Raw genomic sequence first — 23,548 nt, 5'->3', positions numbered from 1 at the left:
GCCATTTTCTTCTTTTTTGTTATGCAGGTACGGGGACTTTGCCAGTTAAGAGGTCTTGCATTAGGCCTGCTTTTTGAACTTCGAGTTTTTGTAGCTCTCTCTTATTCAAAAGCATCATGTTCTCTATTGCATTGAGCCTTTCTGATATTAAAAATTGTTCCTCAGAATCACATAAAACTGCGTCCAACTGTTCGATAGCACCTTGAAACAAGTTAGGTTGCGCAGCCTGTAATGCCGAATTTATCATGGCTTTTTGCATCTTCTCAGTCCTGAGCCACCAGCAAATGTAACTGGACTGCACCAAGTTGTTATCCAGTTTTACTAGCGCTACGCTTCGAACTAAGGCACAACTAAAGTTTTCCGGAACTTCACAAACTCGCCCTATTGAACCTGAGCAAGAAATAAAGATGTCGCCGGCTTCAGGGAAGCATCGTTTTATCATTCGCTGGTATTCAAACTCTGGGACATAATCCACTTTAGAGAAGTCCAGATAACCATCATGAATATTTCGTGCACTTAACAAATAACGGCCTTCAGAACTACGCTTAGGTGTGTGGTGATCCCCATCAGTAATTTTTGTAGCTAATTTCGCTAACTTTGCGACACTCCACCCCTTCGGCAACATCCCCAAAGGCGTTTTATGATAAAGCTCTGGCGCTTCTTCAAACGTTGGACGAAGGGCTTTGGTTTCTGGGTCGATACCTCGGCTAAACAAATCTGCCATCATGCCTTGTTTGATAGCAGTGTATTTGTCGATAAGGGCTTGAGTGGCGTCGATTTGGTTGTCGATGGTGCGTAAGATCATACCTATCTTGGTCTGAGCTTCCTTACTTGGCGCTTTCACAACTGCGGTTGCTATATCTTTCACTGATAAATGCTTAACTGTTGTCGCTGCTGTAACAGCATTCAGTTTTGGTAGAAAGTCTGCCAACCAATAAAAAACAAAATTCATATCAAGTTCAGAATTAGGCTTTTCAAATATTTTAAGCACACGTTGATTGAGAACTCCCTCTCCACCTTTCCATCGAACAATATGAAAATCTCCATCCATGCCAATGAGTACGTCATCGTTTTCAACTAGATAAAGATCAGAATACTCCCCTTGATAGAAAACATCGGGAGTTTCATTATCTGTAACGTTACGAATTCTGATTAGTGGCATCCCATCCTCAATCGAAAACATCTCCGAAGAAAAAGGAAAGCCTGATAACGACTCAATATGCTCACCCAGAACATACTCTTCAAAATCACTCATAACCCAGCTCCTTCATAAAGCCAGCTAATTTGCCCGCTTCCTGCTCTCGCTTGGCAATGATGCTTTTGGCGGTAACTTGGTACTTGCGGTGTAGGTTCTCGATTGCAGCGATACGGTCAAGCAACAAGGCACGCACATAGCTTTGATACTGGCGATCCAACTCAGTTTTGAACCGGTCCAGAATCAACACTCTCGCCTGTTCTGGTGTGATTGCCGCTCGGGCAGCCTCAAGCAGTTCATCTCGGCGTTTTTCAGTTTCCTTGATTTCTGCTTTCAGCTGCTTCAATTCATCTTCCAACGCTTTGTGTGCTGCAAGCTTGATTTCAATTGCAGATGCTTCAGCAGCCGCCATTGCGCCTTTTCGCGCGTGCTCTTTGATCAGCTCAAGGTTATCTAACTGAACGCCAAGTTCATCCGCTAAGGCAAGAATCTCGCCATGGACTGCGAAGTTCAGTTCTTTGGCTGTCAGCCCTTTTGCAAAATCCCCTTGCTTAGTGCCTTTGGGGAGTTCTGCACTGTTTTTCAGCTGGGTGAATGCATCTTTGATTTGGGCTTTCAGCACTGCCAAGCTGGTTTTGATCGTCGCTTTGTGTTCTTTCAGCTCGTCTTTAAGCTGTTTAACATACTCAGATGGCAGCGCAGGATTTTCATCAGTCGGCTCGTAGTCCTCTTCATCTGCTGCATCCACAAAGGCTTGTAGTTCGCTGATACGCGCCTGTTTGGTCTCCAGCTCTTCTACCACATCCGCGCACTGGCTGGCGAACAGCACTTCGTCAGGAATAAGCTCAGCGTTCCAACCGCTTGCAGCAACAGATTTAAAATCTGCTTCCAGGGTTTTAAACCAATCTGCCAATGCGCCACGCACCTTGTATTGGTTCAGCAGTTTGGTCGGCATTAGGTGCTTTTCAATGGTATTCAGAGATTCTCGGCGCAGTGCAAATACACCTTCATCACCAAGCTTTTTGTCGCCCAACGCTTCAAAGCCTGCAAAGTCTTGTTTCCAATCATCCAACGCCGCTTGAAAATCCGCATGTTTTTTCAGTACTGCTGGGAAGTTTTCAATATGTGGTTTGAGCGATGACAGTCCTTCAAACTCATCGGCAAAATCTTGAAACTCGTCGTTAGTACGTGGAACGAACAGGCTTTCTTTCAATCCTGGGTAATCATTCCAAGTGCTTTGTAGCGCATCAATTTCTTTGGTTGGAATACCGCCGTTTAAGTGTGCTTTAACGTTTTGAGGCTCAGGTGCTGGGCTGTTATCGACATAGCGGCGAATATTGAGGTTGTAATCTTCACGCGCCAGTTCGTCTTTATGAACCAAACGCGCATATTTTTCGACGCCAGGATGCTTATCATCTTCCAGCATGGCTTTATAGACGCTGGTGATTTTCTCAATATCTTCAGGGCGTAAGCTGTTTTGGTTTTTGCCTTCACGATATTCACGGTCAGCGTTAATAAACAGCACTGAGTCACGGCTTTCACGTCCAGCTTTGTTGAGCACCAACACACAGGCTGGAATGCCCGTACCGTAGAACAAACCTTGCGGCAGGCCAATCACGGCTTCAAGAATGCCGCGCTCAATGAAGTCTTGGCGGCAAGTACGCTCTTCTGCACCACGGAACAATACGCCATGAGGCATGACCACGGCAGCTTTACCGTTGGCTTTGAGCGAGGCCACCATGTGCTGCACAAACATCAAGTCCGCTTTTTTACCAGATTCTGGCATAAAGGTGTTGAAGCGTTCTTTGAGCTGCATATCCGCTTTCTTATAGTTTTGTGAAAACGGAGGGTTGGCAATTACGCGATCGAAAGGACGCACTTCACCATCTTTGGTTCGGTGCAGTGGTGTGGCTAGTGTGTCACCATTTTCAATGTCTGCGCCGCCTGTTCCGTGCAAGATCATGTTCATCTTACAGATAGACCAGGTTCCGCCATTGTCTTCTTGCCCGAACAGGTGAATTTTCTTAACGTTGCCGCCCGTTTCCTGCACGTAGTTGCGACTTTGGATCAGCATACCGCCGGAACCACAGGTGGGATCGTAGATTTCCATGCCTTCGGCAGGCTCAAGAATTTCCACCAGCAAGCGCACCACTTCAGCAGGGGTGTAGAACTCACCGCCTTTTTTACCTGCACTGTCGGCGAAGTATTTGATCAGGTATTCGTAGGCTGCGCCCAATAGATCGGGGAACTCAAAATCGTCATTTGAGAGAGGGATGCTGTCAAAGTGCTGAATAAACTCAACCAGACGCTCATCAGGGATAGGCTTTTTACCCACCTTACGGTTGAAGTTAATGTGCTTGAGTACGCCTTCCAAGCCTTTCTTGGTATTGCTCTCTTCCAATGCTTCCAGTGCTTTGTTTAACCCTGAGCCGACGTTTGTTTTTAAATGACGCAGTTTTTCCCAACGCGCTTTCTCTGGTACGAAAAAACTAAACTGAGACGCTTTACCAACTACGGTTTGGATAGCTGCGTCACTATGGCCTGCTTTTTTTAACTCTTTTACTTTGGTTTCATAGTCTTTATGAAACTGGTCAGACATACGTTTAAGGAATAGAATCCCGAAAATGTATTCTTTGTATTCAGAAGCATCCATCTTGCCCCGCAGAATGTCACAAGCTTCAAAAAGCTTACGGGACAGTTTGTTAAGCGTCAGTTTTTGCATTTCATTTCCAAAAGTTATTGAAGATCTATCTTAGTAATCAGTTTTATTGGGGGCCTAAATTCACTCAGGCGAAAATAAATACAAAGTAAAAGTTGGCTAGTCTACCAAAAAATAATCTGAGTCTATCGCCTTTACGGCATATAGCTCGCGAGTCGAAACGCCAACATTGTGCTCTATCATAAGCGCCGCAAGTTCACGGCCATCTATGAGCACTATGCGCTTTTCAATCATGGTGACGAAGTCGCGAGCATCTTTGCTGAAGCTCGAAGTGGTGATAAACACCCCTTTGCGGGCGCGGTGCATATCGAGCGCACCAGCAAAGGCTTGGATATCCGGCCTGCCGACTGCGTTATCGCGATAGCGTTTGGCTTGCAGGTAGATGGAATCAAGCCCAAGTTTATCTTCCTTGATGATGCCATCTATACCGCCATCGTTACTGTACTGAGTCGCCTGCCCTGCATCCTTTTGGCTGCCGCCGTAGCCCATGGCCAGCATTAAATCGACCACCAGTTGCTCAAAGAACTTGGGTGGCAGGCTGTGAATTTGCTCAAGCAGTTCATCGGCCAGGGCAGCATTTAGAGCGGAGAAGGCTTTTGCCATCAACTCAGTGGGTGTTTGGTTATCATCGTTGTGGCTGACACTAATGGCACGGGCGCGATTGGATGGTTGGCAGGGCCGGGCAGTGTGTGCGCAGCGAAAGTCGTTAAAGTCATCAAACTTGGCCAGGTAATCGTTGTTAATCAACTGACCACTTGCCAATGCGTCTAGTCCTCTTTGGGTGATCTCACACATACCTCGCTTTGGCTGGCTAATCAGACCGGCCTTAACCATGTAGGTTTTGGCCCAGCCAATGCGACTACGGATATAGGTTTGTTTACCACTAGGCAGAAGGAGTTCCAGCTGCTGCAGAGAAAAGCCATAGAGGGCAACGACCTCATCATAAACCTGCTTAAGCGGTTTTTGCTGCCCGTCAGTCAGTACCTTCAGTACCGCTGGCATCATCTCTTCGTAACTCGGAATTGTCTCGACCATCCCTGTGCCTCTTATCAAATCTTAGATTAAGGTGATACTGCTTTGGACCACACGCCATTGACAACCGGTCATTCTCATGACGATTTTTTGATAGATGCCAGTGACTTAATTTCCCTTAATACTGATGGATGATTGTGCCAGAGTCAGCGAACCCTATCCAGTGCGACGGGCCACAGAATCCCACTTTGGTTAAGCCTTAAGCAGGTTTGATTAGTTGGGTACTACTCGCGTCTCGTTTGCTGATTTTATCAGCAATCCATTCATCTATCTCATCCTCTACCCAAGCCTCCAGCCGGGAACCTAGCTCCACTGACTTAGGGAAGTAGCCTGCCACCATGTAGTTGTTGATGGATGAACGGCCAAGGCCGGTGCGTTCAATGACGTGCTTCAACTTGATGAGTTTCATACTGTGCTTCTGTCAAACTCCAGTCCCCCATGTTGGCAGACTATTCGGTCTGCCAACATGGTATTTAGAGTGAAGTTAGAGTAGGCCGCAGGCGGAAGGGGTTCGTCATTCAAACTCAAGTATATAGCGAGTATCGACAAAGTATCTTCCAGTACGTTTCAATAACTATCTATGCAGCCGCTTTCGATGTATTTTGGCCATCGTCCCTGGCGGCAATTCGCTCTTCTATCCAGTTCAAAATCTCTTCTTCTACCCAGCCAACGGAGCGCTCGCCGAGGGATACAGAGCTTGGGAATTTTCCGTCAGCCATCATGCGGTAAACACTGGCGCGGGACAGGGCTGTCAGGTTCAGTACTTCTTTCAGTTTAATTAATCTCATGATGAGCTCCTGTTATTGACTCATCACATAAGCGCTGTCAGTAATTTTTAACTTTTCCGCATCCACTCTGCAGCCCGCTTTTCGAAACATTTTCAGATATATATCACCCCTGTGCATAAACCAGAGTCATCATCAAGGAGGCGATATGCACAGAACCATTTCTGCACCCAGCAACAACTGGTCTCACACATCCAGTCAAATCCTCGAAACCGCGGCCGGCATCATCGCCGAGCGCTATGTTAGAGGTGACGTATTCACCAACCCAAGCGCTACCATGGACTTTCTGCGCTTCAAGTTGCATCAACATGAGCGCGAGGTATTCGCGGTCATGATGCTGGACAGCCAGCACAGATTAATTGAGTTCACCGAGCTGTTTTACGGCACGATTGATGCTGCCAGTGTTTATCCCAGGGAAGTTGTTAAAGCGGTACTGAGCTGCAATGCAGCGGCAGTTATCCTCACTCACAACCACCCTTCCGGTGTTGCCGAACCTTCTCAGGCCGACAGGCGTATCACCGAGCGGTTAATCAACGCTCTCGGTACCATAGATGTGCCAGTGCTGGACCACATTGTGGTGGGCGACCAATGTGTGTCGTTTGCGGAGCGAGGTTGGCTGGAGGGAAGGCACCATGATTGAGTTTACCGACAGCTTTTCGCAGGCTGCGGTGGCTGAAGCCTGTCAGGCATTCCCTGAATTGCGGGCGTATCTACTCAGAGAGCTTACCCTGCCCACGTTCGAGCGACCGCTGAATGACACAGGCGAGGTAATTGGCGCTCCCCAGGTGATGCCATTAACGTCACTGCGCAAAACCGTGTTGTATGTGTCTCACAAAGATATGAATGGTCACATTCCCAGGGAAATCGGCTTTTGTCGCTACCTGCAGCGCTGCGACACTTACGGCGTGCCGTTTGGTCCTTGGCTTAAGGTGATCAACGGCTGCTACTTCAATCACGGCTCCAATACCCAACCGAATTGGAGCGCCCACAGCTGAATCCCAAACCTTTTATCTATCCCCTGCCCGCTTGGCATCCACCAAGCGGGCTTTTTGTTTTTGGAGAATCGATATGAACATTATCCAGTACCAGGCTCTGACCTTACCCGCCGACTTTTATGAACTGCTAAAGATGCACGCCAAGGACTATCAAACCCAGAAAGCCCGCTTTATCACCCTCAATTTTGCCGATCCGGATTACAACGCCGAGCGGGGTGGCTTCCATCCGGTGGAGATAGGTTTGAGTCGTCAGGGCGATGCCTGGGCACTCAGCTACTTTACCGACTTCGCTTTCTATGGTCGGGTCATGCCGGAATTGGAGCGGGAGATTGACGTGCATTTTCAGGCTCAGGAGGTTTACAGCACCTTCTACGGAACTCGGCCTTTGCGGGAAGTCGCGGGGTTGGTGCAACTGCTGCTCAAGAACTTCCTCAGCTATGTCGCCATCGACGCTTATGTCGTCAAAGTGCAGGCCCACTGAAGTGGTTCTCAAAAAGGTATTGTGGGCACCAGCAAACCCAGGCCCAATAGGGGTTGGCAAGAGGCTGGTTCCCATATTCATCAAATAGCCAAATGAGGGAACTTCACCATGAAAGAAGTCGAGGCGGTGAAAAGCCGCGATACCATCAAGCTTATCAGCTACCTGCTTGAACGTCACTTTGGTCAGCAGATGGCTGATGTCTGGAATATCGGTCTTAATCTGGCGCTGCGGATCTCTGATCTACTGGCGATCAGATTCAGTGATATCCAAGGTGACAGGCTCAGCATCATTGAGCAAAAAACCGGTAAAAGAGCCGACATTAAACTCAACGCCAAAACCAAGGCTTTGATCGACGCTATTCGCCAGCGTCACCCGGACCACATCTATCTGTTTCAGTCTTACCGTAGCCAGCAGATGCAACATGCAGCGCCTAAGCCGCTCAGTCGTCGAGCCGTGACCAAAGCCTTTGCCTTCGTTGGTGAAGACATCAGGCTTGCGTTAGGGACCCACTCAATGCGTAAAACTCGCGGTTACCACTTGTACCAGTCCTGCAAGGATATTGGCCGAGTGATGCGTATGCTCAGGCACCAATCGGAAGCGGTCACGCTGCGTTACATCGGCATTACCCAACAACAGATAGACCGCGACTTTATTGAACTGGAAATCTAACCCTAAACCTTTCCCACTTGAGAGCAGTTGCCTAAAAGGGCGCTGCTCTCTTTTTATTTGGAGTACAACATGAAGAAATTCAAAGCCGGTGATCATCTGGTTACCAATATCGATCCGCTTGGATTGACTGAACACCATGGTCTGTGTGTTGGCCATGATCAAGTTATCCATCAACGTAAAGATGGTTTTGTTGAGCAACTCAGCCTGAGTGAATTCTCGGGTGGGGCCAAGGTTCGTCGCAAAGCGATTGCATATGATAGAGACGGTGCTGTGAAGCGAGCAGAAAGCCAATTGGGTTGCAGGCCCTATGACCTGCTCAGCAATAACTGTGAACACTTCGTCAACTGGTGTATCGATGAAACAGAAACGTCCAATCAGGTCAGTAACAACCTCCATTTCACAGCACAAGTGACAGCTCGAGCGGGATTGCTTGGCTGTGCCGCTCAACGTGCAGCACAAGGGAGCCTGGCCAATATTGCCCTTGCATCAACAGCAGCCAAAGCCGTCGGTGAATACATTGGGTTACCGGATGCAGTGAACAGGGCCATTGGGACTCCAGGCGATTTGGTCGCCAAACCACTTGAGACTTTTATCAATGGCACCAGTGAAACACTGAGTACGTCCTCCGGGCATTTAAGAGCAGGAAACTATAGTGAAGCTGCAACATCACTCGTCAAAGGTTCATTGGAAACGGCTGTATATTGCACCATAGTCAAACCCCTTGAAGTTACCGGAGACGGTATTGTGGCAATTGTGGATATTGGCAAGGATATCTGGAGCTGGCTACGTCATTGAGACTTTGGCTCTAGGGCTTAGATATCTAAGCCCTAGAGCCACTTCAATATTTGTGTCGATGACATGGGGATGGTAAACATTGTTAGGTCAATAATGGCTCTTCGATAACGAAAAGATGATCAACAACGTCTTTATCGTCACGTCTGCAAAAAACACCAGCAAAGCCAACAAAACAATGACCGGTACTGAATGGAATGCTCCACTTATAAAATTGAGCGATCATCTTTGCGTATTCAGCATCGATGCTGAATGCGGCTCATCCCATAAACAACTGCTGACTCGAACCTATATTGCGGCAACCATCGTAGATGTCCTTAGTAGCCGCCTTTGCGAGGTAACTGCAGCGCTGCATCACAGCCTGGTATTGCAGAGGGAACTCATCTGAATTTCTATCTAGCCAATACACGCCGTTCTCACAGACATGAACCAGCCCAATAGCATTATCCACTGGAACCCCAATCGCACTGGCCCAAGCCTTCAATATTCGGTTATAGGTGTTACTCCTGCCAAACACTGTCTGTCCAAAGCCACAGACAGCATCCTTGTTGAAAACGAATGCCACGTGATAATGCCAGTTCTGCGAGGTCTCTTTCTCCCGGCACCAAACATAGCCAAAACCTATTGGATGTTCGCTGGCTCGCTGTCGATCCCATGGCGTTATATGGGCTTTGAATGAGTCAATAAAACGGGAGATTACCCTAGGGTCACAGTACTGTTCTGACTCAGGAAACCTTAGGTCAAATCTCAGCACACACACTCGGTTAAATTGCGCCAAAGATAAATCCAGTGTCCTTTCAATAATCTCAAGGTACTCGGGAATCCAAAGGGAGCGATTGGCTATGGCTGAGAAAGCGTTTAAATGGAACATGATAGTCATCCTTCGTGATTGATTCACATGATGACTACTGCCAGTAGAGTTTTACTGTTGCTTGCTAGATACCCTTTCCAATAAACGCATACTAAATAGAATCCCCTTTATTGTTAATATACTACTAATCCGAATCAGCAAAGCTTGGGAAGCTCACTAAATCAGTAACAAATGAGCTTGTCCACTTGCTGAATGGAAGGATGAGTCACTCTGGAGTTAGTCATCAACAACACATCACCTAACACCAAGCAGTTGTCGTATTTTTCTTCATTAGGAACAAGCACACTCAACACGCAGGAAGTGACCCATACCTGCTTCGGCTCTTTTCCTGGCTCTGTGTGAAGCTCCAAAAAAGATACAGCCTGATCGTGTAATATAGTGGCCATATGCTCATTCTTTTGGTGTTCCAACACACGTAGTTCGCCACCCAAACAGCCAACAAATACTCGCAATTGCCGTGAGACTAGTTGGACTAAATTGGCCACCTCGTTCGTCAACTCACGGAGGGTAAACACTCCAAGCCAATAAGCGCCGTCAACATCAGATGATTCATCTACTATCTGCTTCTTGTTCGCCTTTGCAAAGTTCTTCATATCCATGGAAGACAAGCCATTGGCTAATATAGACATAACCTGCTCACGTAGCGCTACTTCCGAGTCTCTCCTCGTCTGATTAGGCTCATCCTGTAAATCAGCTCGTTCACTAATCGATGAATAGCATGGGGCGAGTAAAAAAATTGCCGACCTGCAAACATGGTAAACCAAGGCCCGAAGCTTCTGATTATGAAAAATCTTCGCTAATTCAAAATATCTATGATCTGGCAAATAAGATGACTGGGAAGGCAATCGTCCTTTTCGCGAATGCTTTGCAGCCTTCAGATAAAAATCCTCAAGCTTAAATAAGAATCTAAGAGGGGCTAATTGACTATCCCCGAGCGAAACCCCCAACTTTATTAATTTCCATTTTGTCGACTGAGGTTGGAGTTTGTATACAGGAGGTGTTGGTCCAAACAGAGGAGTGCGTGCTAAGTGGCTTACTGCAATTGATACTACACCTTTGCGGGATAATGCCTTAGCCGCTCGGTAAAACTGCTCTTTTGACATTCCCAGCATCTTGCTTAAGGTACCAAAGTCAACACCGACAACATATCCAGCCCTGTTGGACGCCATTAATAGTGCTATCCAGACCAACCGCATTTGCACAGTTATGGCTACCCGTTTTTTAGAACCAGCGGCCTCAACTGATTTTGGAAGACTGAGTACATGGTCAATTTCATCCTTCCAGCTACACTCCTCGGCGGTCCATACAGACCACATTAGCCTCGCTTCGGGAGTGAGATAATAGTAGAAACGAACTTTTCTCCGGTCACCTTCAAGCGCATCAGAAGGGCTCTTTATTTTCCAAAGATATCCCTCCCTCACCAAGTAATCTAAAGCTACTCCAAGATGGCGTTTCGATATCCCCAAATGAGCTGCGAGCTCATCCATTACCCCTGATTGAAAGGCATGACCGAGACGAGCAGCACAAGCAAACAGGACAAACCTAGTTTCTGGTGAAGCACCAGTCATTGAGTTTAAGAGATGCATCTACTGAATTATGGTTTGCCTATATGTTTGGTCAGATATACCACATAAAACTCAATAAAACAGCCATTGTTCAGCAAATGTAACACATGTTATGTTACATGTAATAACTCAGCTTGGGCTACTTTTTATGTTGAAAGACCACCAATTATCATCTCCAGATATCCTTAAACGATTCGATTTTCTCAATGTAGACACGCCTGCTGCGCGAGAGTGGGTCAGGCGCTATCTGTTAAAGCAAAAACAAATCCAGATTACTGAGTGCTCGCCCAGTATGGAGAACATTAAACTTGTACTCTTAAATCACATTCAGGCTCATCATTTAAGTGCCAGTGACATCAAGAATCTTTCCCGAGCGATGGGGAACGCTTGGCGTGTAATGCGACATCGCAAGGAAAAGAAAATTGGTACTCTGTCAGTCAGCATGCCCAAAGCCGTGTTAAATCAACTTGACGAAATGTGCCGTGGGCAGAAGAAAGCGGAAATCCTTACACTGTTGATAAACGGTGGGTATGAAAAGTTCTTAGCGTCTAAACAAGAGCTAAAAGCCAAAAAGGCAGAAAAAAATCTAATCAAGCAAATGGCCCTTGAACATAAGAAACTGGAGCTTCGGTTGAAAAGGCCACCAACTACAGAGAAAGACTCTCAAGCAATCCAAGAATTACAAGTGCAAAATGATGATCTAACGCACTGCATCGCCACACTTTACGATCTTATCTATTTAGCAAATGAGCGAGACCAATATATTGATACTCAAAAGTTGATTGAGGCAACAAAGTTATACTACTCTGCTTTCAGCAAGTAGCCCCAAAGTAACCAAATCAACGTTTAGGATGCTGAACTCAATTCCAAAAGGAGAGTTCTTCATAACTAATTAAAAATCAATAGAAATTTGAAAGAGTAGTGCACATTAAGACTTGGTATTCCAAATGGTGTACCAAAGATAAAGTCAAATCACTATAAATCATTTAAAAACAAAAAGATAAAAAGCAAATTCAGATGACGCCGCCCCACCAAATAAAACAAAGGGTTAGCAGAAATGCTAACCCTTTTTCTTTTGGTTTTGTCCACCGATTGCCCACGTGTTCAATTTTAGTTCCCAATGTTCTCCAATAAGTTACTGCAAGTGGCATTACTATCGGCGGGATGACCGTTCCTCTGCAAGTTAACTACTGCCCAGTTGAGAACCTCACACCAACAAATGGCCCTAGTGGCAGGATAGATAATGGTGGGAATAAGTTACTCCTGTTCAAACCGGGGATAGGTTTAACTTACTGTCCGGAATTAGTTGACAGCTACAACCGCTTCCAGCTCACGGTTTGGCAGTACTCCCGAAGGTCTGTGACCTTGGCAGTTCAATTTCCAAGTAACAAAAAAGGGCCATCCTTACGGATAGCCCTCAGGGGTTAATTGGCAGATAAGCTTACTTATAAAAAGCTTCTACTGTGCCTTTGATGGTCATTAGCAGGGGCTGGCCGCGGCGGTCGAGCGCTTTGTGAGAGGCGACTTTAATCCAGCCTTCGCTGATGCAGTATTCTTCCACGTCATTGCGCTCTTTGCCATTGATGCGAATGCCCACATCGAACTCAAACACTTCGGCCACATGGTGTGGGCTGCGTGGGTTGATAGAAAGGCGATCCGGCAGAGCGGGTGGTACTTTGGTATCGGTCATAATCTTCATCTTGGGTAAATAAAACTCGCAATATTGTAGGCAATCCCCCAATCTGGCTCAATAGCGGCGAATGGCTTTATCCACACGGTTTATGCCCTTTTTATCAATCCAATCAGCCAACTTGGTTGTTTGGCCATGGGTTACTCGATTGCACGCCCGTTGATATGTGAATCAATAGAGTCTCGTTCCAAACAATTAACGGCGTATGCGACGAGCCGGCAGCTGAAGTTGTTCTAATGGCCGAACAGCTCATCCCCAAATCCAATAGAAATAGTACTTGGGAAAGCCCCAAGAAAAATCGGCGCAAAGCCAAAGCCTGCGCCAATTTCATGGGGTGGATTATCCCCTTATCTTACTTGTTTACATCAGCCGTCAACGATTACTGCAAATCGAACCTATCCAGCTCCATCACCTTGGTCCAGGCTCTGGCAAAGTCCTCAACAAAGCGGGTCTTGCCATCGTCTGCGGCATACACTTCAGCAACGGCCCTGAGTTCTGAATGGGAACCAAACACTAAGTCGACCGGCGTAGCCGTCCATTTGAGTTTGCCGGACTGACGATCAAGGCCCTGATAGAGACCAGCCTCCTTGCCCTTTTCCCAACGAGTGGACATATCCAGCAGGTTAACGAAGAAATCGTTACTGAGCTTGCCTGGGCTTTGGGTGAACACCCCATGCTTGCTGCCGCCGCTGTTGGCATTCAGCACTCTGAGACCGCCGACCAATACCGTCATTTCAGGAACCGTCAGGTTAAGGAAGTTCGCCTTTTCAATCAGAGCTTCGGCCGGTGATGCAGGGCTTTGATCACTGAAATAGTTTCTGAAGCCATCGGCCTTGGGCTCAAGCACGGCAAAGGAGTTCACTTCGGTTTGGGCCTGAGTCGCGTCCATACGCCCGGGATGGAAGGCAACATTGACTTTAACCCCGGCATCGGCCGCGGCTTTTTCTATGGCTGCACTGCCGCCCAATACAATGAGATCGGCCAGCGACACCTTTTTACCACCCTTGGCTTTCTTGTTGAAATCCTTTTGGATTTTCTCAAGTTTACCAACGACTTTCGCCAATGCCTTGGGATCATTTGCCGCCCAATCGCTCTGAGGCTTCAAAGCGATTCTGGCACCATTGGCGCCGCCACGCATATCTGTGCCACGGAAAGATGACGCCGCGGCCCAAGCCGTTTTCACCAGCTCAGGCACGCTGAGGCCTGAATCCAAAATGGCCGCTTTCAGCTGTTTGGTATCGGCCGCGTCGATCAAGACATGATCGACGGCTGGGATAGGGTCTTGCCAGATCAGATCTTCAGTAGGCGTATCTTTGCCCAGGTAGCGGGTCTTCGGCCCCATATCTCTGTGGGTCAACTTGAACCAAGCCTTAGCGAAGGCCAGCTCAAACTCGGCCGGGTTGTTGAGAAAACGGGTCGTGATTTCGCGGTAAATCGGGTCTTCCTTCAGCGCGATATCACTGGTGAACATGATGGGAGCATGACGCTTGTCGGGGATATGGGCGTCAGGCACCAAATTGGCGGCCTTGCCATCGGCAGGGATCCACTGAATGTGGCCGGCCGGGCTCTTTGTTTGAACCCAATCGAAGGTGTAGAGCCAGGTTAAGTATTCCATGGTCCACTTGGTGGGGTTGGAAGACCAGGCACCTTCCAGGCCGCTGGAAACCGTATCTTCCGAGTGACCTTTACCACAGCGGTTTTTCCAGCCAAGACCCTGCTCCTCTATTCCGGCGGCAGCGGGTTCTGCGCCGACACACTTGGCAGGATCATGGGCGCCGTGAGCCTTACCGAAGGTATGACCACCGGCGATCAGCGCCACGGTTTCTTCATCATTCATGGCCATACGGCCAAAGGTATCACGTATTTCCTGGGCAGATGCCAAGGGATCGGGCACGCCATTAGGCCCCTCAGGGTTCACATAGATGAGCCCCATCTGGGTGGCTCCCAAGGGTTTTGCCAACTCACCCTTTTCATTGTGGCGTTTATTGTCGAGCCACTGTTTTTCGGCGCCCCAGTTAACCTTTTCGGCTTCCCAGTCATCAGTGCGGCCACCGGCAAACCCGAAGGTTTTAAAACCCATGGACTCCAGGGATACGTTACCCGCCAGTACCATGAGGTCAGCCCAGGAGATCTGGCTGCCATACTTTTGTTTGATTGGCCAAAGTAGGCGGCGAGCCTTGTCGAGACTGACGTTATCGGGCCAACTGTTGAGAGGCTCAAAACGTTGCTGGCCACCACTGGCACCACCGCGACCGTCAAAGATGCGATAAACACCGGCACTGTGCCAGGCCATACGGATAAAGAACGGGCCATAGTGACCATAATCGGCGGGCCACCAGTCCTGGGACGTGGTCAACGTGGTTTTGATATCGGCTTTGACGGCGTCCAAATCCAAAGAGCCAAAAGCCTTGGCATAATCATAATCGGCGCCGTAGGGATTGGATTCAGCGCCGTGCTGGCGCAGCGGCGATAGATCCAGTTGCTGCGGCCACCAGTAGGCGTTGGTTGTTGCGGCCTGAGGCTGAACAGCCGATTGCGACTGCGCCGCTTGGGTAGCGGCTGCGCCAAAAACCATAGCGACAGACAGCGCCACCGCGGTCAGAGATGGGATACTTGATTTCATGTTGGAAGTCCTCTTCCTTGGTGAAGGGCGTGGGATAAGCCACTTTCCCGATTCAAGTGCCGCGAATGCCGGCGCCTTTGGTTAGCACGCCTTAACAAACGGGCACAGTTAAACAGCGGCGAATACGGCCTGCCGCTGTTCACTCCAAGGTAGTGAGGAAACTTATTCGCGACTAACGATTAAATCAGATTGTCGTAATCTAAAAAGAAGTATCAACTAATTTAGAGAATGGTATTCTGTAGTTACCCAACTATCTCCGGTACATTCCTAACCCGGTGAGATTGACGCCATTTCAGCCATCTCAAAAACACAAACCTGCTATTAAGCCATTCTGCTTAACCATTCTCTAAGCCAAAGATTGGAAGTCAGTAACTACTATCAAGTATTCGTGTTTAAACCCACTTTTGAGCGCAAAAGGGCTTGGCCTGTCTGTCTTTGGCAGAGAGTAATGGCTCACCCTGTGCGATATTCAGCGGCCAGTCTATCGCTAAGTCAGCATCGTTCCAGACAATGGCACCTTCATCGCCGGGCTGATAATAATCGCTGCACTTGTATATCACCTCGGCCGGGCCCTTGGTCACATAAAAACCATGGGCAAACCCTGGTGGGATCCACAGCTGACAGCGGTTCTGTGCCGATAAATACAAACCGTGCCACTTTCCAAAAGTGGGAGATTGGGGACGAATGTCGACGGCGACATCGTAGATCTCACCGCTGATAACCCGAATCAACTTACCCTGGGGATATTGGCGCTGAAAATGAAGCCCCCTAAGCACTCCCGCGCCAGAGCAACTGTGATTTTCCTGCACTAAAGTGACAGCAGCCTGACCGGAATCCATTAAGGCTTTTTCAAAACCGGAGGCTCGAAAGCACTCCATAAAATAGCCCCGGGTATCGCTGAAGATCTCGGGCGTAAACAATATCAGACCGGATAAAGGGAGAGATTGAGCTTTCATCAAGAGACACAAAAAACGGTAATTGAAGGGATTGTAGCAGGAGTCGCAGTCATAGGACGATAGCCTTTCCATTGCATTGCGTAAACAAGCCGGTTACGTGACTGAATATGCTCTGAACCGTAACCCAGATGGTGTGACAAAAGCCTTACTCCCGCCAAAACAGCTGTGCTAGCCTGAAGGCCAACTTAGGTAACTTAAGGGAATAAACCATGAACAAGTCCACTATTTTTGCGTTATTGATGACGAGTGGTATGGCGCTTGGCTTGGCGGCTTGCCAAGACCAGGAGACACAATCTCCAGCCACTAACAGCCAAACAGAAACGGCTACAGCCCCCGCCGAGCAAACAGCGCAAGTACCAATGGGTGATACCAGCCAAAATGCGCTGGATTGGGAAGGAAGTTATAAAGGGCTGCTGCCCTGTGCAGATTGCTCAGGAATAGAAACCACGCTGACGCTCAAGGGAGACAACAGCTATCGCCTGCAGCAAGTGTATCAAGGTAAGGACGAGAGCATATTCAGCGAAAGCGGTAAGTTCACCTGGGATGCCAGCGGCAGCAAAATCACCCTCGAGGATGGCAGTAAATATCTGGTAGGGGAAAATCAGCTGTTTATGCTGGATAGAGAAGGCAACCGCATCACCGGCAGCCTGGCGGATAACTATAGGTTGAATAAAGAACAGTAATTGGCACAGTGTAAAGCTGCATAGTTAAGCTAGGACAGCCAAGTCAAGCCATAGTGCGCTTCAGATCTGAAGTGCACTATGGCTCTTTATCAATAAAAGGCTTTATACCAATCAGCAAAAGCCTTCACCCCTTCACTGATCCCAACTTGTGGTTTGTAAGCCACAGCTTTAAATAAATCTTCGGTATCTGCCCAAGTGGCCTGAACATCACCATCTTGCATAGGAAGCATAATTTTTTCGGCCTTGTGCCCGAGTGCTGCTTCAAGCTCGCTGATAAAGTCCAATAAACGAACCGGGCTGCCATTGCCTATGTTGTACACGCGATATGGAGCACTGCTTGTTGCCGGAGTGCCCTGCTCTACCGTCCAATCACTTTGTGCCTTTGGCACTTTATCGGCCACTCTGATAATGCCTTCGACAATATCATCAATAAAGGTGAAGTCACGGCTCATATCCCCCTGATTAAACACCTTGATTGGCCTGCCAGAGGTAATGGCATCGGCAAACAGCATAGGTGCCATATCCGGGCGCCCCCATGGGCCATAGACGGTGAAAAACCTCAGTCCCGTTGTTGGCAAGCCATATAGGTGCGCATAGCTATGAGCCATCATCTCATTGGCTTTTTTGGTCGCCGCATAAAAAGAAACTGGATGATCAACCGAATCCGTTGTCGCAAACGGCATCTTCTTGTTCAGGCCATAAACAGAGCTGGAAGAGGCGTACACCAAATGCTCTATGCCGTGATGACGACACCCTTCCAACACAGTAAGAGTGCCAACAAGATTACTGTCTGCATAAGCATAGGGATTTTCAATCGAATAACGGACGCCGGCTTGGGCACCCAAGTGGATAACCCGCTTAAAACCACCTTTGGCAAAGAGTTCAGCCATGGCTTCCCGGTCTGCAAGATCAAGCTTTTGGAATTGGAAATGGTTAAAGTCAGCCAGCTTTTGCAATCTGGCCTGTTTTAAACTGACATCGTAGTAATCATTGAGATTGTCGATACCAACCACTTCGCACCCTGCCTCACAAAGCCGTTCGCAAACTCGGGCACCGATAAAGCCGGCTGCGCCGGTAACCAGATATTTCATTTTGTTGGCCTCATTCAACTTGCAGCCCTTCTGCGTTGTATTCAGTCATTTCCAAACAGATCCCGGGTATAGACTTTATCGGCAACATCCCTTAGCTCATCGACCATGCGATTGGAAATAATCACATCAGAGACCTGCTTAAACTCAGCCAAGTCGCTTATCACTCGCGAACGGAAAAACTCATTCTCCTCAAGTACCGGCTCGTAAACCACCACTTCAATCCCTTTGGCCTTTATCCGCTTCATCACACCTTGCACTGCAGAAGCGCGGAAGTTATCTGAGCCAGACTTCATTATCAGCCGATACACCCCAACCACTTTGGGCTTTCTGGCAATAATAGAGTCCGCAATAAAGTCCTTACGAGTTCTATTGGCATCCACTATGGCCGCAATCAAATTGTTGGGAACCTGGTTGTAATTGGCAAGCAGTTGCTTGGTATCTTTCGGTAAACAGTAGCCACCATAACCGAATGATGGGTTGTTATAGTGACTCCCAATCCTGGGGTCCAAACACACACCATCAATTATCTGGCGGGTATCCAGCCCATGGGTTTCAGCGTAAGTATCCAGCTCATTGAAATAAGCCACACGCATGGCCAAGTATGTGTTGGCAAAAAGCTTAATGGCTTCGGCTTCTGTGCTGCCGGTAAAAAGTACCGGAATATCTGGTTTTAGCGCGGCTTCAGCTAGCAGATGAGCAAAGCGCTCTGCCCGCTCAGAACGTTCGCCGACAATGATCCTCGAAGGATAGAGGTTATCGTATAAGGCTTTGCCTTCTCTCAAAAACTCAGGTGAGAATATGATATTGGCCGAGTTGTACTTCTCACGTAATGCTCTGGTGAAACCAACTGGCACAGTTGACTTAATTACAATGCAAGCAGAGGGATTAACGGCGACAATGTCCCGCGTCACCTCATCGACGGTACTGGTATCAAAGTAGTTAGTCTTGGGGTCATAATCAGTCGGTGTTGCAATGATGACATAATCTGCACCGCGATAGACTTCTTTGTCCGTTGTGGCAGTTAACTGCAACTTATTGCTCACCAAGTGCTGTTCAATAAGCTCATCGGCGATGGGCGAGCGCCCGGCATTGACCATTGCCACCCTCTCCGAGGAGACATCCAAAGCCCACACCTGGTTATGTTGTGCCAACAACACCGCATTTGACAAGCCCACATAACCCGTACCAACAACCACTATCTTCATTTTATTCCCCAATGGCTTATGCTGTACGCTAACTTAGCACAGGAGAAAAACGACCGATACAAGACAGAATTCATAAATCGAGTAAGGAGCAAAGATAGGCTGCATATTCACTGCTTCCCATAGATATCGCGTATTGCCTGAGTTGTTCTTTGGATATCCAATGCTGTCGCAAGGCTATTTCCTCAAGACAAGCAATCTTTACTTGCTGCAATGTTTGAATACTCTGAACAAAACATGCAGCCTGGTGAAGCGACTCTACGGTACCGGTATCAAGCCAAGCAAACCCTCGACCCAAGCACTCAACATCTAGGACGTTTTCCATCAAGTAATGATTGATAAGGTCTACTATCTCGAGCTCGCCTCGCGCAGAAGGTTGCAAGCTCTTGGCAATGTCTGATGCTCTTCCATCTAAAAAATACAAACCTGTCTGTGCCCAATTAGATTTAGGCTTCAAAGGTTTTTCTTCAATCGATAGAGGCTTTCCAGAATCATCAAATGTAATGACCCCAAAGCGCTGAGGATTTTTCACTTGGCAAGCAAAAACAGTTGCGCCTATATCTCGGGCACGTTTCGTCATTACATTATTTAACTGACCGGTGAACCCTTGGCCGTAAAAGATATTGTCGCCAAGGATTAAGCAACAAGGTTGCTGCTTCAAAAAATCATCGGCCAAAATCAGCGCTTGAGCAATCCCTTGGGGCTCATGCTGAACCAAGTACTCAAGTCTAATCCCATAAGCACTTCCATCACCAAGTAAACGCTCAAATGCGGTCCTATCCTGAGGAGTGGTTATGATGAGAACTTCACGAATACCCGCCAACATAAGAACCGATAAAGGATAATAAATCATCGGCTTATCAAATACGGGCAGTAGCTGCTTGGATATCCCACGAGTAGTAGGAAACAAACGGCTACCTGTACCGCCAGCTAATACAATGCCTTTCATGGCTACCTTTTATCTGCTGAAACCGTTCCAGCACACTCGTTACGGTCACAATATTACTGTCCAGCACTTTTACGACGATTGACATACCAAGCAACTGTTTTACGTAGACCTGATTCAAAAGACTCATAAGGTTGCCAACCTAATTCAGTTTGAATCTTGTTGGCGTCTATAGCGTAGCGCATATCATGACCAGGCCTATCCGCAACATAACTAATCAACTGCTCATACTGTGTCAAACCTTGGGGCTTGTTAGGGGCAAACTCTTCCAAAAGAGTACAGATAGCCCTCACAACATCAATATTTCGCCTCTCGCTCTGCCCGCCTATGTTATAGGTTTCACCTATACACCCTTGAGTTAGAACGCTATACAATGCTCGTACATGATCTTCAACATAAAGCCAATCTCTTACTTGCTCCCCTCTTCCATATATTGGCAAAGGATTACCTTCCAGCGCACAGGATATCATCCGTGGGATTAACTTTTCTGAGTGTTGATAAGGGCCATAGTTATTTGAACAATTGCTGATAACTACAGGTAAGCCGTAGGTTTTATACCACGCACGCACCAAATGATCACTGGAAGCTTTGGATGCAGAATATGGGCTACTTGGTGCATATCGATTGTTTTCAGTAAATGATGAATCTAACAAATCTAGATCACCATAGACTTCATCTGTGGAAACATGGAGAAAACGAAAGTTAGCCTTTTGAACACCATAAAGCCCCTGCCAATAACTACGAGCGGCGTCTAATAAAGTGTAAGTGCCCACTATATTGGTCTGAATGAAAGCAGCTGGGCCACCGATTGAACGGTCGACATGGCTTTCCGCTGCAAGATGGACAACAACATCCGGTTTATGTTCCTCAAACACTCTGTCTAATTCTGCTCGGTCACAGATATCAACTTGTTCAAAAGCGTATCGTTTATCTTTCTCTACGCTGACAAGAGACTCGAGATTGCCTGCATAAGTTAACTTGTCGACATTAATTACGCTATCTTGAGTATGGTTGATAATATGACGAACAACTGCAGAGCCAATGAATCCAGCCCCGCCTGTGACCAGTATCTTCATTTTTCACTACCAGATTTGATGAGTTTAGCCATGCGAGATGACTATGACTGAGTGATAAATTATGAACAATTTCGCAACACTTCCTCGAATCTAATCTGCTGAAAACGAAAATGCCCACTTTAAGAAAAAGTGAGCATTCACTTGAAGTTAAAGTAAAGTCTATTGCGCTAGCAAATTCAATAGTTGCTGACGAAACTCTTTACCCAGCTTTTCATTACGCAAACCATATTCGACAAACGCTGTCATATAACCAAGCTTATCACCACAGTCATGAGACTTACCTGTCATATTGAAGGCTTCAACTGTGTCTGATTCAATCAACATGTCTATTGCGTCTGTTAATTGGATCTCATCACCTGCACCAGCGGGGGTTTTAGCCAGCAAATCCCAGATTTTTTCTGACAAAACATAACGACCAACAACAGCTAAGTTTGATGGTGTTTCATCAACGGCAGGCTTCTCAACCATCGCCTTAATAATTGATGACTCTCCAGGTGCAATGTCTACCCCAGCACAATCAGCAATACCGTACTTGTTTACTTCATCTTGAGGTACTGGAGCCACCATGATTTGGCTAGCTTGAGCCACTTTATAGCGTTTGATCATCGCCGCCAGATTTTCAGAGCTCTGATCGGCACTATACTCATCCAAAATCACATCAGGTAACACAACCGCGAAAGGACTGTTGCCTATACAAGGTTTTGCGCAAAGCACCGCATGACCGAGTCCCTTAGCCTCGCCCTGACGTACATGCATAATAGTCACGTCTTTAGGGCAAATTGATTGCACCTCATCGAGCAACTGACGCTTTACTCGCTTCTCAAGCGTCGACTCAAGCTCATATGATGTGTCAAAATGGTTTTCGATCGCGTTTTTACTGGCATGAGTCACCAGCACAATCTCTTTCACACCGGCTGCAACACACTCATTCACTATGTATTGAATAAGCGGTTTATCAACAAGTGGCAACATCTCTTTCGGGATAGCCTTAGTCGCAGGAAGCATACGGGTACCAAGTCCCGCTACGGGAATAACAACTTTCATAAAAATTCCGTTAATATAAACACATAAAAATCCAATAGAAAGGATTTTCGCGACATACAATAAGCTAAGCTTTTCGAAGCCAAGTCAGTATTTGCCAAACATGGGCTAAAGCCCAGTTATAAGCCGTAAAAATAGCTAAAAAAGCAACAAACATAATCCATTCGGGCACATTCAACCATTCGCCCGCTATCCCAATGGCTGCCAAGCCTATGGATACTATGGTTATACGAATCAAGGTTTGCTTACGACTATAACCAGCTCTTTCAAAGATGTGATGAAGATGATCCCGATCGGGTTTAAAGGGTGACATCCCCTTTTTAACACGACGATACATGATCGCAGCCATATCCATTAGCGGAATACCAATCAAATACAAGGCAGTAACTGGTGCAAATACTCGCACATCATCTTCAACACCTAATACTAATAACCATACTACAGTCAATCCGATCAACATACTCCCTGCATCACCCATAAATATTTTCTGAACGGACTCAAAAGGCCACCTCAAATTGAATATCAAATAACCAACAATGGCGCCTATAAAAAGTAGTGGCAAAACAAACCAATGACTTCCGGCAATGTAAAATAAAAATGCAAGAGAAGTAAACGTGACGAGGCTCAACATACCAGCTAAGCCATCAATACCGTCAACCATATTGAAAGCATTTATAGCACCAATAACAGCTAATACCGTAACAAAAACACCTAGGTAACCAAGTTTCAACTCAAAGAAATAGACAATATTCCCCAAAGAGGTAAGATAAAATCCCGCGCCAAAAATAAGAATCGAGGATGTGATAATTTGTGCAACAATCCTGACTCGAACAGACAAATCATATTTATCATCCAATACGCCCAAAAATAGTATAAGTGCAGCAGAAATCAAATAAAGATTGAACAATTGGCTTTGTTCAAAAAAAACACTAGAAACAATAACAACACTACAACATATAGATATCCCGCCGATCAATGGTATTGCACCAACATGTGTTTTCCTTTCATTCGGCAAGTCTACCAAACCAATTTTTTGCGCAACTGGTTGAAACAACTTAATCACAATGCAAGTTAAGAAAAACACAGCAAAAAACAATGTAAAGCATTCCATGATACCCTCTTCCTTAAGCTATATA

23 protein-coding genes are annotated in these 23,548 nt (G+C 46.9%); 7 read left to right on the top strand and 16 right to left on the bottom strand.

Translation table 11 applies throughout. From position 1 onward, the window contains the following. Nucleotides 1-19 precede the first annotated feature (19 nt). The 5 genes from E1N14_RS07370 to E1N14_RS07350 form a co-directional block, all read right to left on the bottom strand. Nucleotides 20-1,255, bottom strand: coding sequence for a restriction endonuclease subunit S (locus tag E1N14_RS07370; protein ID WP_025011901.1), 1,236 nt, complete (start codon nt 1,253-1,255; stop codon nt 20-22). Further along, nucleotides 1,248-3,917 carry a type I restriction-modification system subunit M gene (locus E1N14_RS07365; protein ID WP_025011900.1) on the bottom strand — a complete coding sequence of 890 codons (2,670 nt, stop codon included), beginning with the start codon at nt 3,915-3,917 and terminating at the stop codon, nt 1,248-1,250. Before E1N14_RS07365 ends, E1N14_RS07370 begins: the two co-directional genes overlap by 8 nt. Before the next feature lie 96 nt (nt 3,918-4,013). Further along, the gene (locus tag E1N14_RS07360; protein WP_025011899.1) at nt 4,014-4,949 is read right to left on the bottom strand and encodes a restriction endonuclease; all 936 of its coding nucleotides are present in this window, start codon (nt 4,947-4,949) and stop codon (nt 4,014-4,016) included. A 196-nt stretch (nt 4,950-5,145) separates the two neighbouring features. Continuing rightward, nucleotides 5,146-5,355 (bottom strand): AlpA family phage regulatory protein, encoded by a 210-nt coding sequence (locus E1N14_RS07355; RefSeq protein ID WP_025011898.1) that lies wholly within the window; start codon nt 5,353-5,355, stop codon nt 5,146-5,148. 169 nt (nt 5,356-5,524) lie between these two features. After that, nucleotides 5,525-5,734, bottom strand: coding sequence for a helix-turn-helix transcriptional regulator (locus E1N14_RS07350; RefSeq protein ID WP_025011897.1), 210 nt, complete (start codon nt 5,732-5,734; stop codon nt 5,525-5,527). A gap of 145 nt (nt 5,735-5,879) precedes the next feature. Between E1N14_RS07350 and radC the strand changes: the two genes are divergently transcribed. From radC to E1N14_RS07325, 5 genes are all read left to right on the top strand, one after another. Continuing rightward, the gene (radC, locus tag E1N14_RS07345) at nt 5,880-6,371 is read left to right on the top strand and encodes a RadC family protein (protein WP_025011896.1); all 492 of its coding nucleotides are present in this window, start codon (nt 5,880-5,882) and stop codon (nt 6,369-6,371) included. Then, nucleotides 6,364-6,726, top strand: coding sequence for a hypothetical protein (locus E1N14_RS07340; protein WP_025011895.1), 363 nt, complete (start codon nt 6,364-6,366; stop codon nt 6,724-6,726). Before radC ends, E1N14_RS07340 begins: the two co-directional genes overlap by 8 nt. Before the next feature lie 73 nt (nt 6,727-6,799). Beyond that, nucleotides 6,800-7,207 carry a DUF2787 family protein gene (locus tag E1N14_RS07335; RefSeq protein ID WP_051547189.1) on the top strand — a complete coding sequence of 136 codons (408 nt, stop codon included), beginning with the start codon at nt 6,800-6,802 and terminating at the stop codon, nt 7,205-7,207. Nucleotides 7,208-7,315: 108 nt separating this feature from the next. Next, nucleotides 7,316-7,876 carry a site-specific integrase gene (locus E1N14_RS07330; RefSeq protein ID WP_025011893.1) on the top strand — a complete coding sequence of 187 codons (561 nt, stop codon included), beginning with the start codon at nt 7,316-7,318 and terminating at the stop codon, nt 7,874-7,876. A 69-nt stretch (nt 7,877-7,945) separates the two neighbouring features. Further along, the gene (locus tag E1N14_RS07325; protein WP_025011892.1) at nt 7,946-8,671 is read left to right on the top strand and encodes a lecithin retinol acyltransferase family protein; all 726 of its coding nucleotides are present in this window, start codon (nt 7,946-7,948) and stop codon (nt 8,669-8,671) included. Nucleotides 8,672-8,927: 256 nt separating this feature from the next. Here E1N14_RS07325 and E1N14_RS07320 read toward each other — a convergent pair whose 3' ends face one another. Together E1N14_RS07320 and E1N14_RS07315 are read right to left on the bottom strand one after the other, a co-directional pair. Then, nucleotides 8,928-9,539, bottom strand: a complete 612-nt coding sequence (locus E1N14_RS07320; RefSeq protein ID WP_025011891.1) for an inovirus Gp2 family protein — start codon at nt 9,537-9,539, stop codon at nt 8,928-8,930. 161 nt (nt 9,540-9,700) lie between these two features. Next, nucleotides 9,701-11,026: a MarR family winged helix-turn-helix transcriptional regulator gene (locus E1N14_RS07315; RefSeq protein WP_025011890.1), complete on the bottom strand. Its 1,326-nt coding sequence runs from the start codon at nt 11,024-11,026 to the stop codon at nt 9,701-9,703. A 226-nt stretch (nt 11,027-11,252) separates the two neighbouring features. Between E1N14_RS07315 and E1N14_RS07310 the strand changes: the two genes are divergently transcribed. Further along, on the top strand, nt 11,253-11,927 hold the full coding sequence (locus E1N14_RS07310) for a hypothetical protein (RefSeq protein WP_152134882.1): 675 nt from the start codon (nt 11,253-11,255) through the stop codon (nt 11,925-11,927). A 618-nt stretch (nt 11,928-12,545) separates the two neighbouring features. Here E1N14_RS07310 and E1N14_RS07305 read toward each other — a convergent pair. From E1N14_RS07305 to rfbC, 3 genes are all read right to left on the bottom strand, one after another. Then, a complete protein-coding gene (locus tag E1N14_RS07305) occupies nt 12,546-12,794 on the bottom strand; it encodes a DUF3297 family protein (RefSeq protein WP_025011888.1) in 249 nt (82 codons plus the stop codon). A 379-nt stretch (nt 12,795-13,173) separates the two neighbouring features. Further along, the gene (katG, locus tag E1N14_RS07300; RefSeq protein ID WP_062793890.1) at nt 13,174-15,417 is read right to left on the bottom strand and encodes a catalase/peroxidase HPI; all 2,244 of its coding nucleotides are present in this window, start codon (nt 15,415-15,417) and stop codon (nt 13,174-13,176) included. Nucleotides 15,418-15,809: 392 nt separating this feature from the next. Then, nucleotides 15,810-16,373 (bottom strand): dTDP-4-dehydrorhamnose 3,5-epimerase, encoded by a 564-nt coding sequence (gene rfbC, locus E1N14_RS07295; RefSeq protein ID WP_025011887.1) that lies wholly within the window; start codon nt 16,371-16,373, stop codon nt 15,810-15,812. Between the two features lie 209 nt (nt 16,374-16,582). Between rfbC and E1N14_RS07290 the strand changes: the two genes are divergently transcribed. Next, the gene (locus tag E1N14_RS07290) at nt 16,583-17,056 is read left to right on the top strand and encodes a copper resistance protein NlpE (RefSeq protein WP_025011886.1); all 474 of its coding nucleotides are present in this window, start codon (nt 16,583-16,585) and stop codon (nt 17,054-17,056) included. 89 nt (nt 17,057-17,145) lie between these two features. Here the strand turns inward: E1N14_RS07290 and E1N14_RS07285 are convergent, their stop codons facing one another. From E1N14_RS07285 to wecA, 6 genes are all read right to left on the bottom strand, one after another. Beyond that, nucleotides 17,146-18,147, bottom strand: coding sequence for an NAD-dependent epimerase (locus E1N14_RS07285; protein WP_062793893.1), 1,002 nt, complete (start codon nt 18,145-18,147; stop codon nt 17,146-17,148). Between the two features lie 41 nt (nt 18,148-18,188). Further along, entirely contained in the window at nt 18,189-19,352 is a 1,164-nt protein-coding gene (locus E1N14_RS07280) for a nucleotide sugar dehydrogenase (protein ID WP_025011885.1), read from the bottom strand. Nucleotides 19,353-19,422: 70 nt separating this feature from the next. Continuing rightward, nucleotides 19,423-20,298 (bottom strand): glucose-1-phosphate thymidylyltransferase RfbA, encoded by an 876-nt coding sequence (gene rfbA / locus E1N14_RS07275; RefSeq protein ID WP_025011884.1) that lies wholly within the window; start codon nt 20,296-20,298, stop codon nt 19,423-19,425. A gap of 53 nt (nt 20,299-20,351) precedes the next feature. Then, a complete protein-coding gene (rfbB, locus tag E1N14_RS07270) occupies nt 20,352-21,371 on the bottom strand; it encodes a dTDP-glucose 4,6-dehydratase (RefSeq protein ID WP_025011883.1) in 1,020 nt (339 codons plus the stop codon). Nucleotides 21,372-21,530: 159 nt separating this feature from the next. Further along, a complete protein-coding gene (galU, locus tag E1N14_RS07265; RefSeq protein ID WP_025011882.1) occupies nt 21,531-22,415 on the bottom strand; it encodes a UTP--glucose-1-phosphate uridylyltransferase GalU in 885 nt (294 codons plus the stop codon). Nucleotides 22,416-22,479: 64 nt separating this feature from the next. Then, nucleotides 22,480-23,523, bottom strand: a complete 1,044-nt coding sequence (wecA, locus tag E1N14_RS07260) for a UDP-N-acetylglucosamine--undecaprenyl-phosphate N-acetylglucosaminephosphotransferase (RefSeq protein WP_062793891.1) — start codon at nt 23,521-23,523, stop codon at nt 22,480-22,482. Nucleotides 23,524-23,548: the final 25 nt, after the last annotated feature.

Origin of the sequence: Shewanella algae (assembly GCF_009183365.2) — a bacterium.
Taxonomy (GTDB): Bacteria; Pseudomonadota; Gammaproteobacteria; order Enterobacterales; family Shewanellaceae; genus Shewanella; species Shewanella algae.
This window is presented reverse-complemented; position numbering and strand designations above follow the sequence as displayed.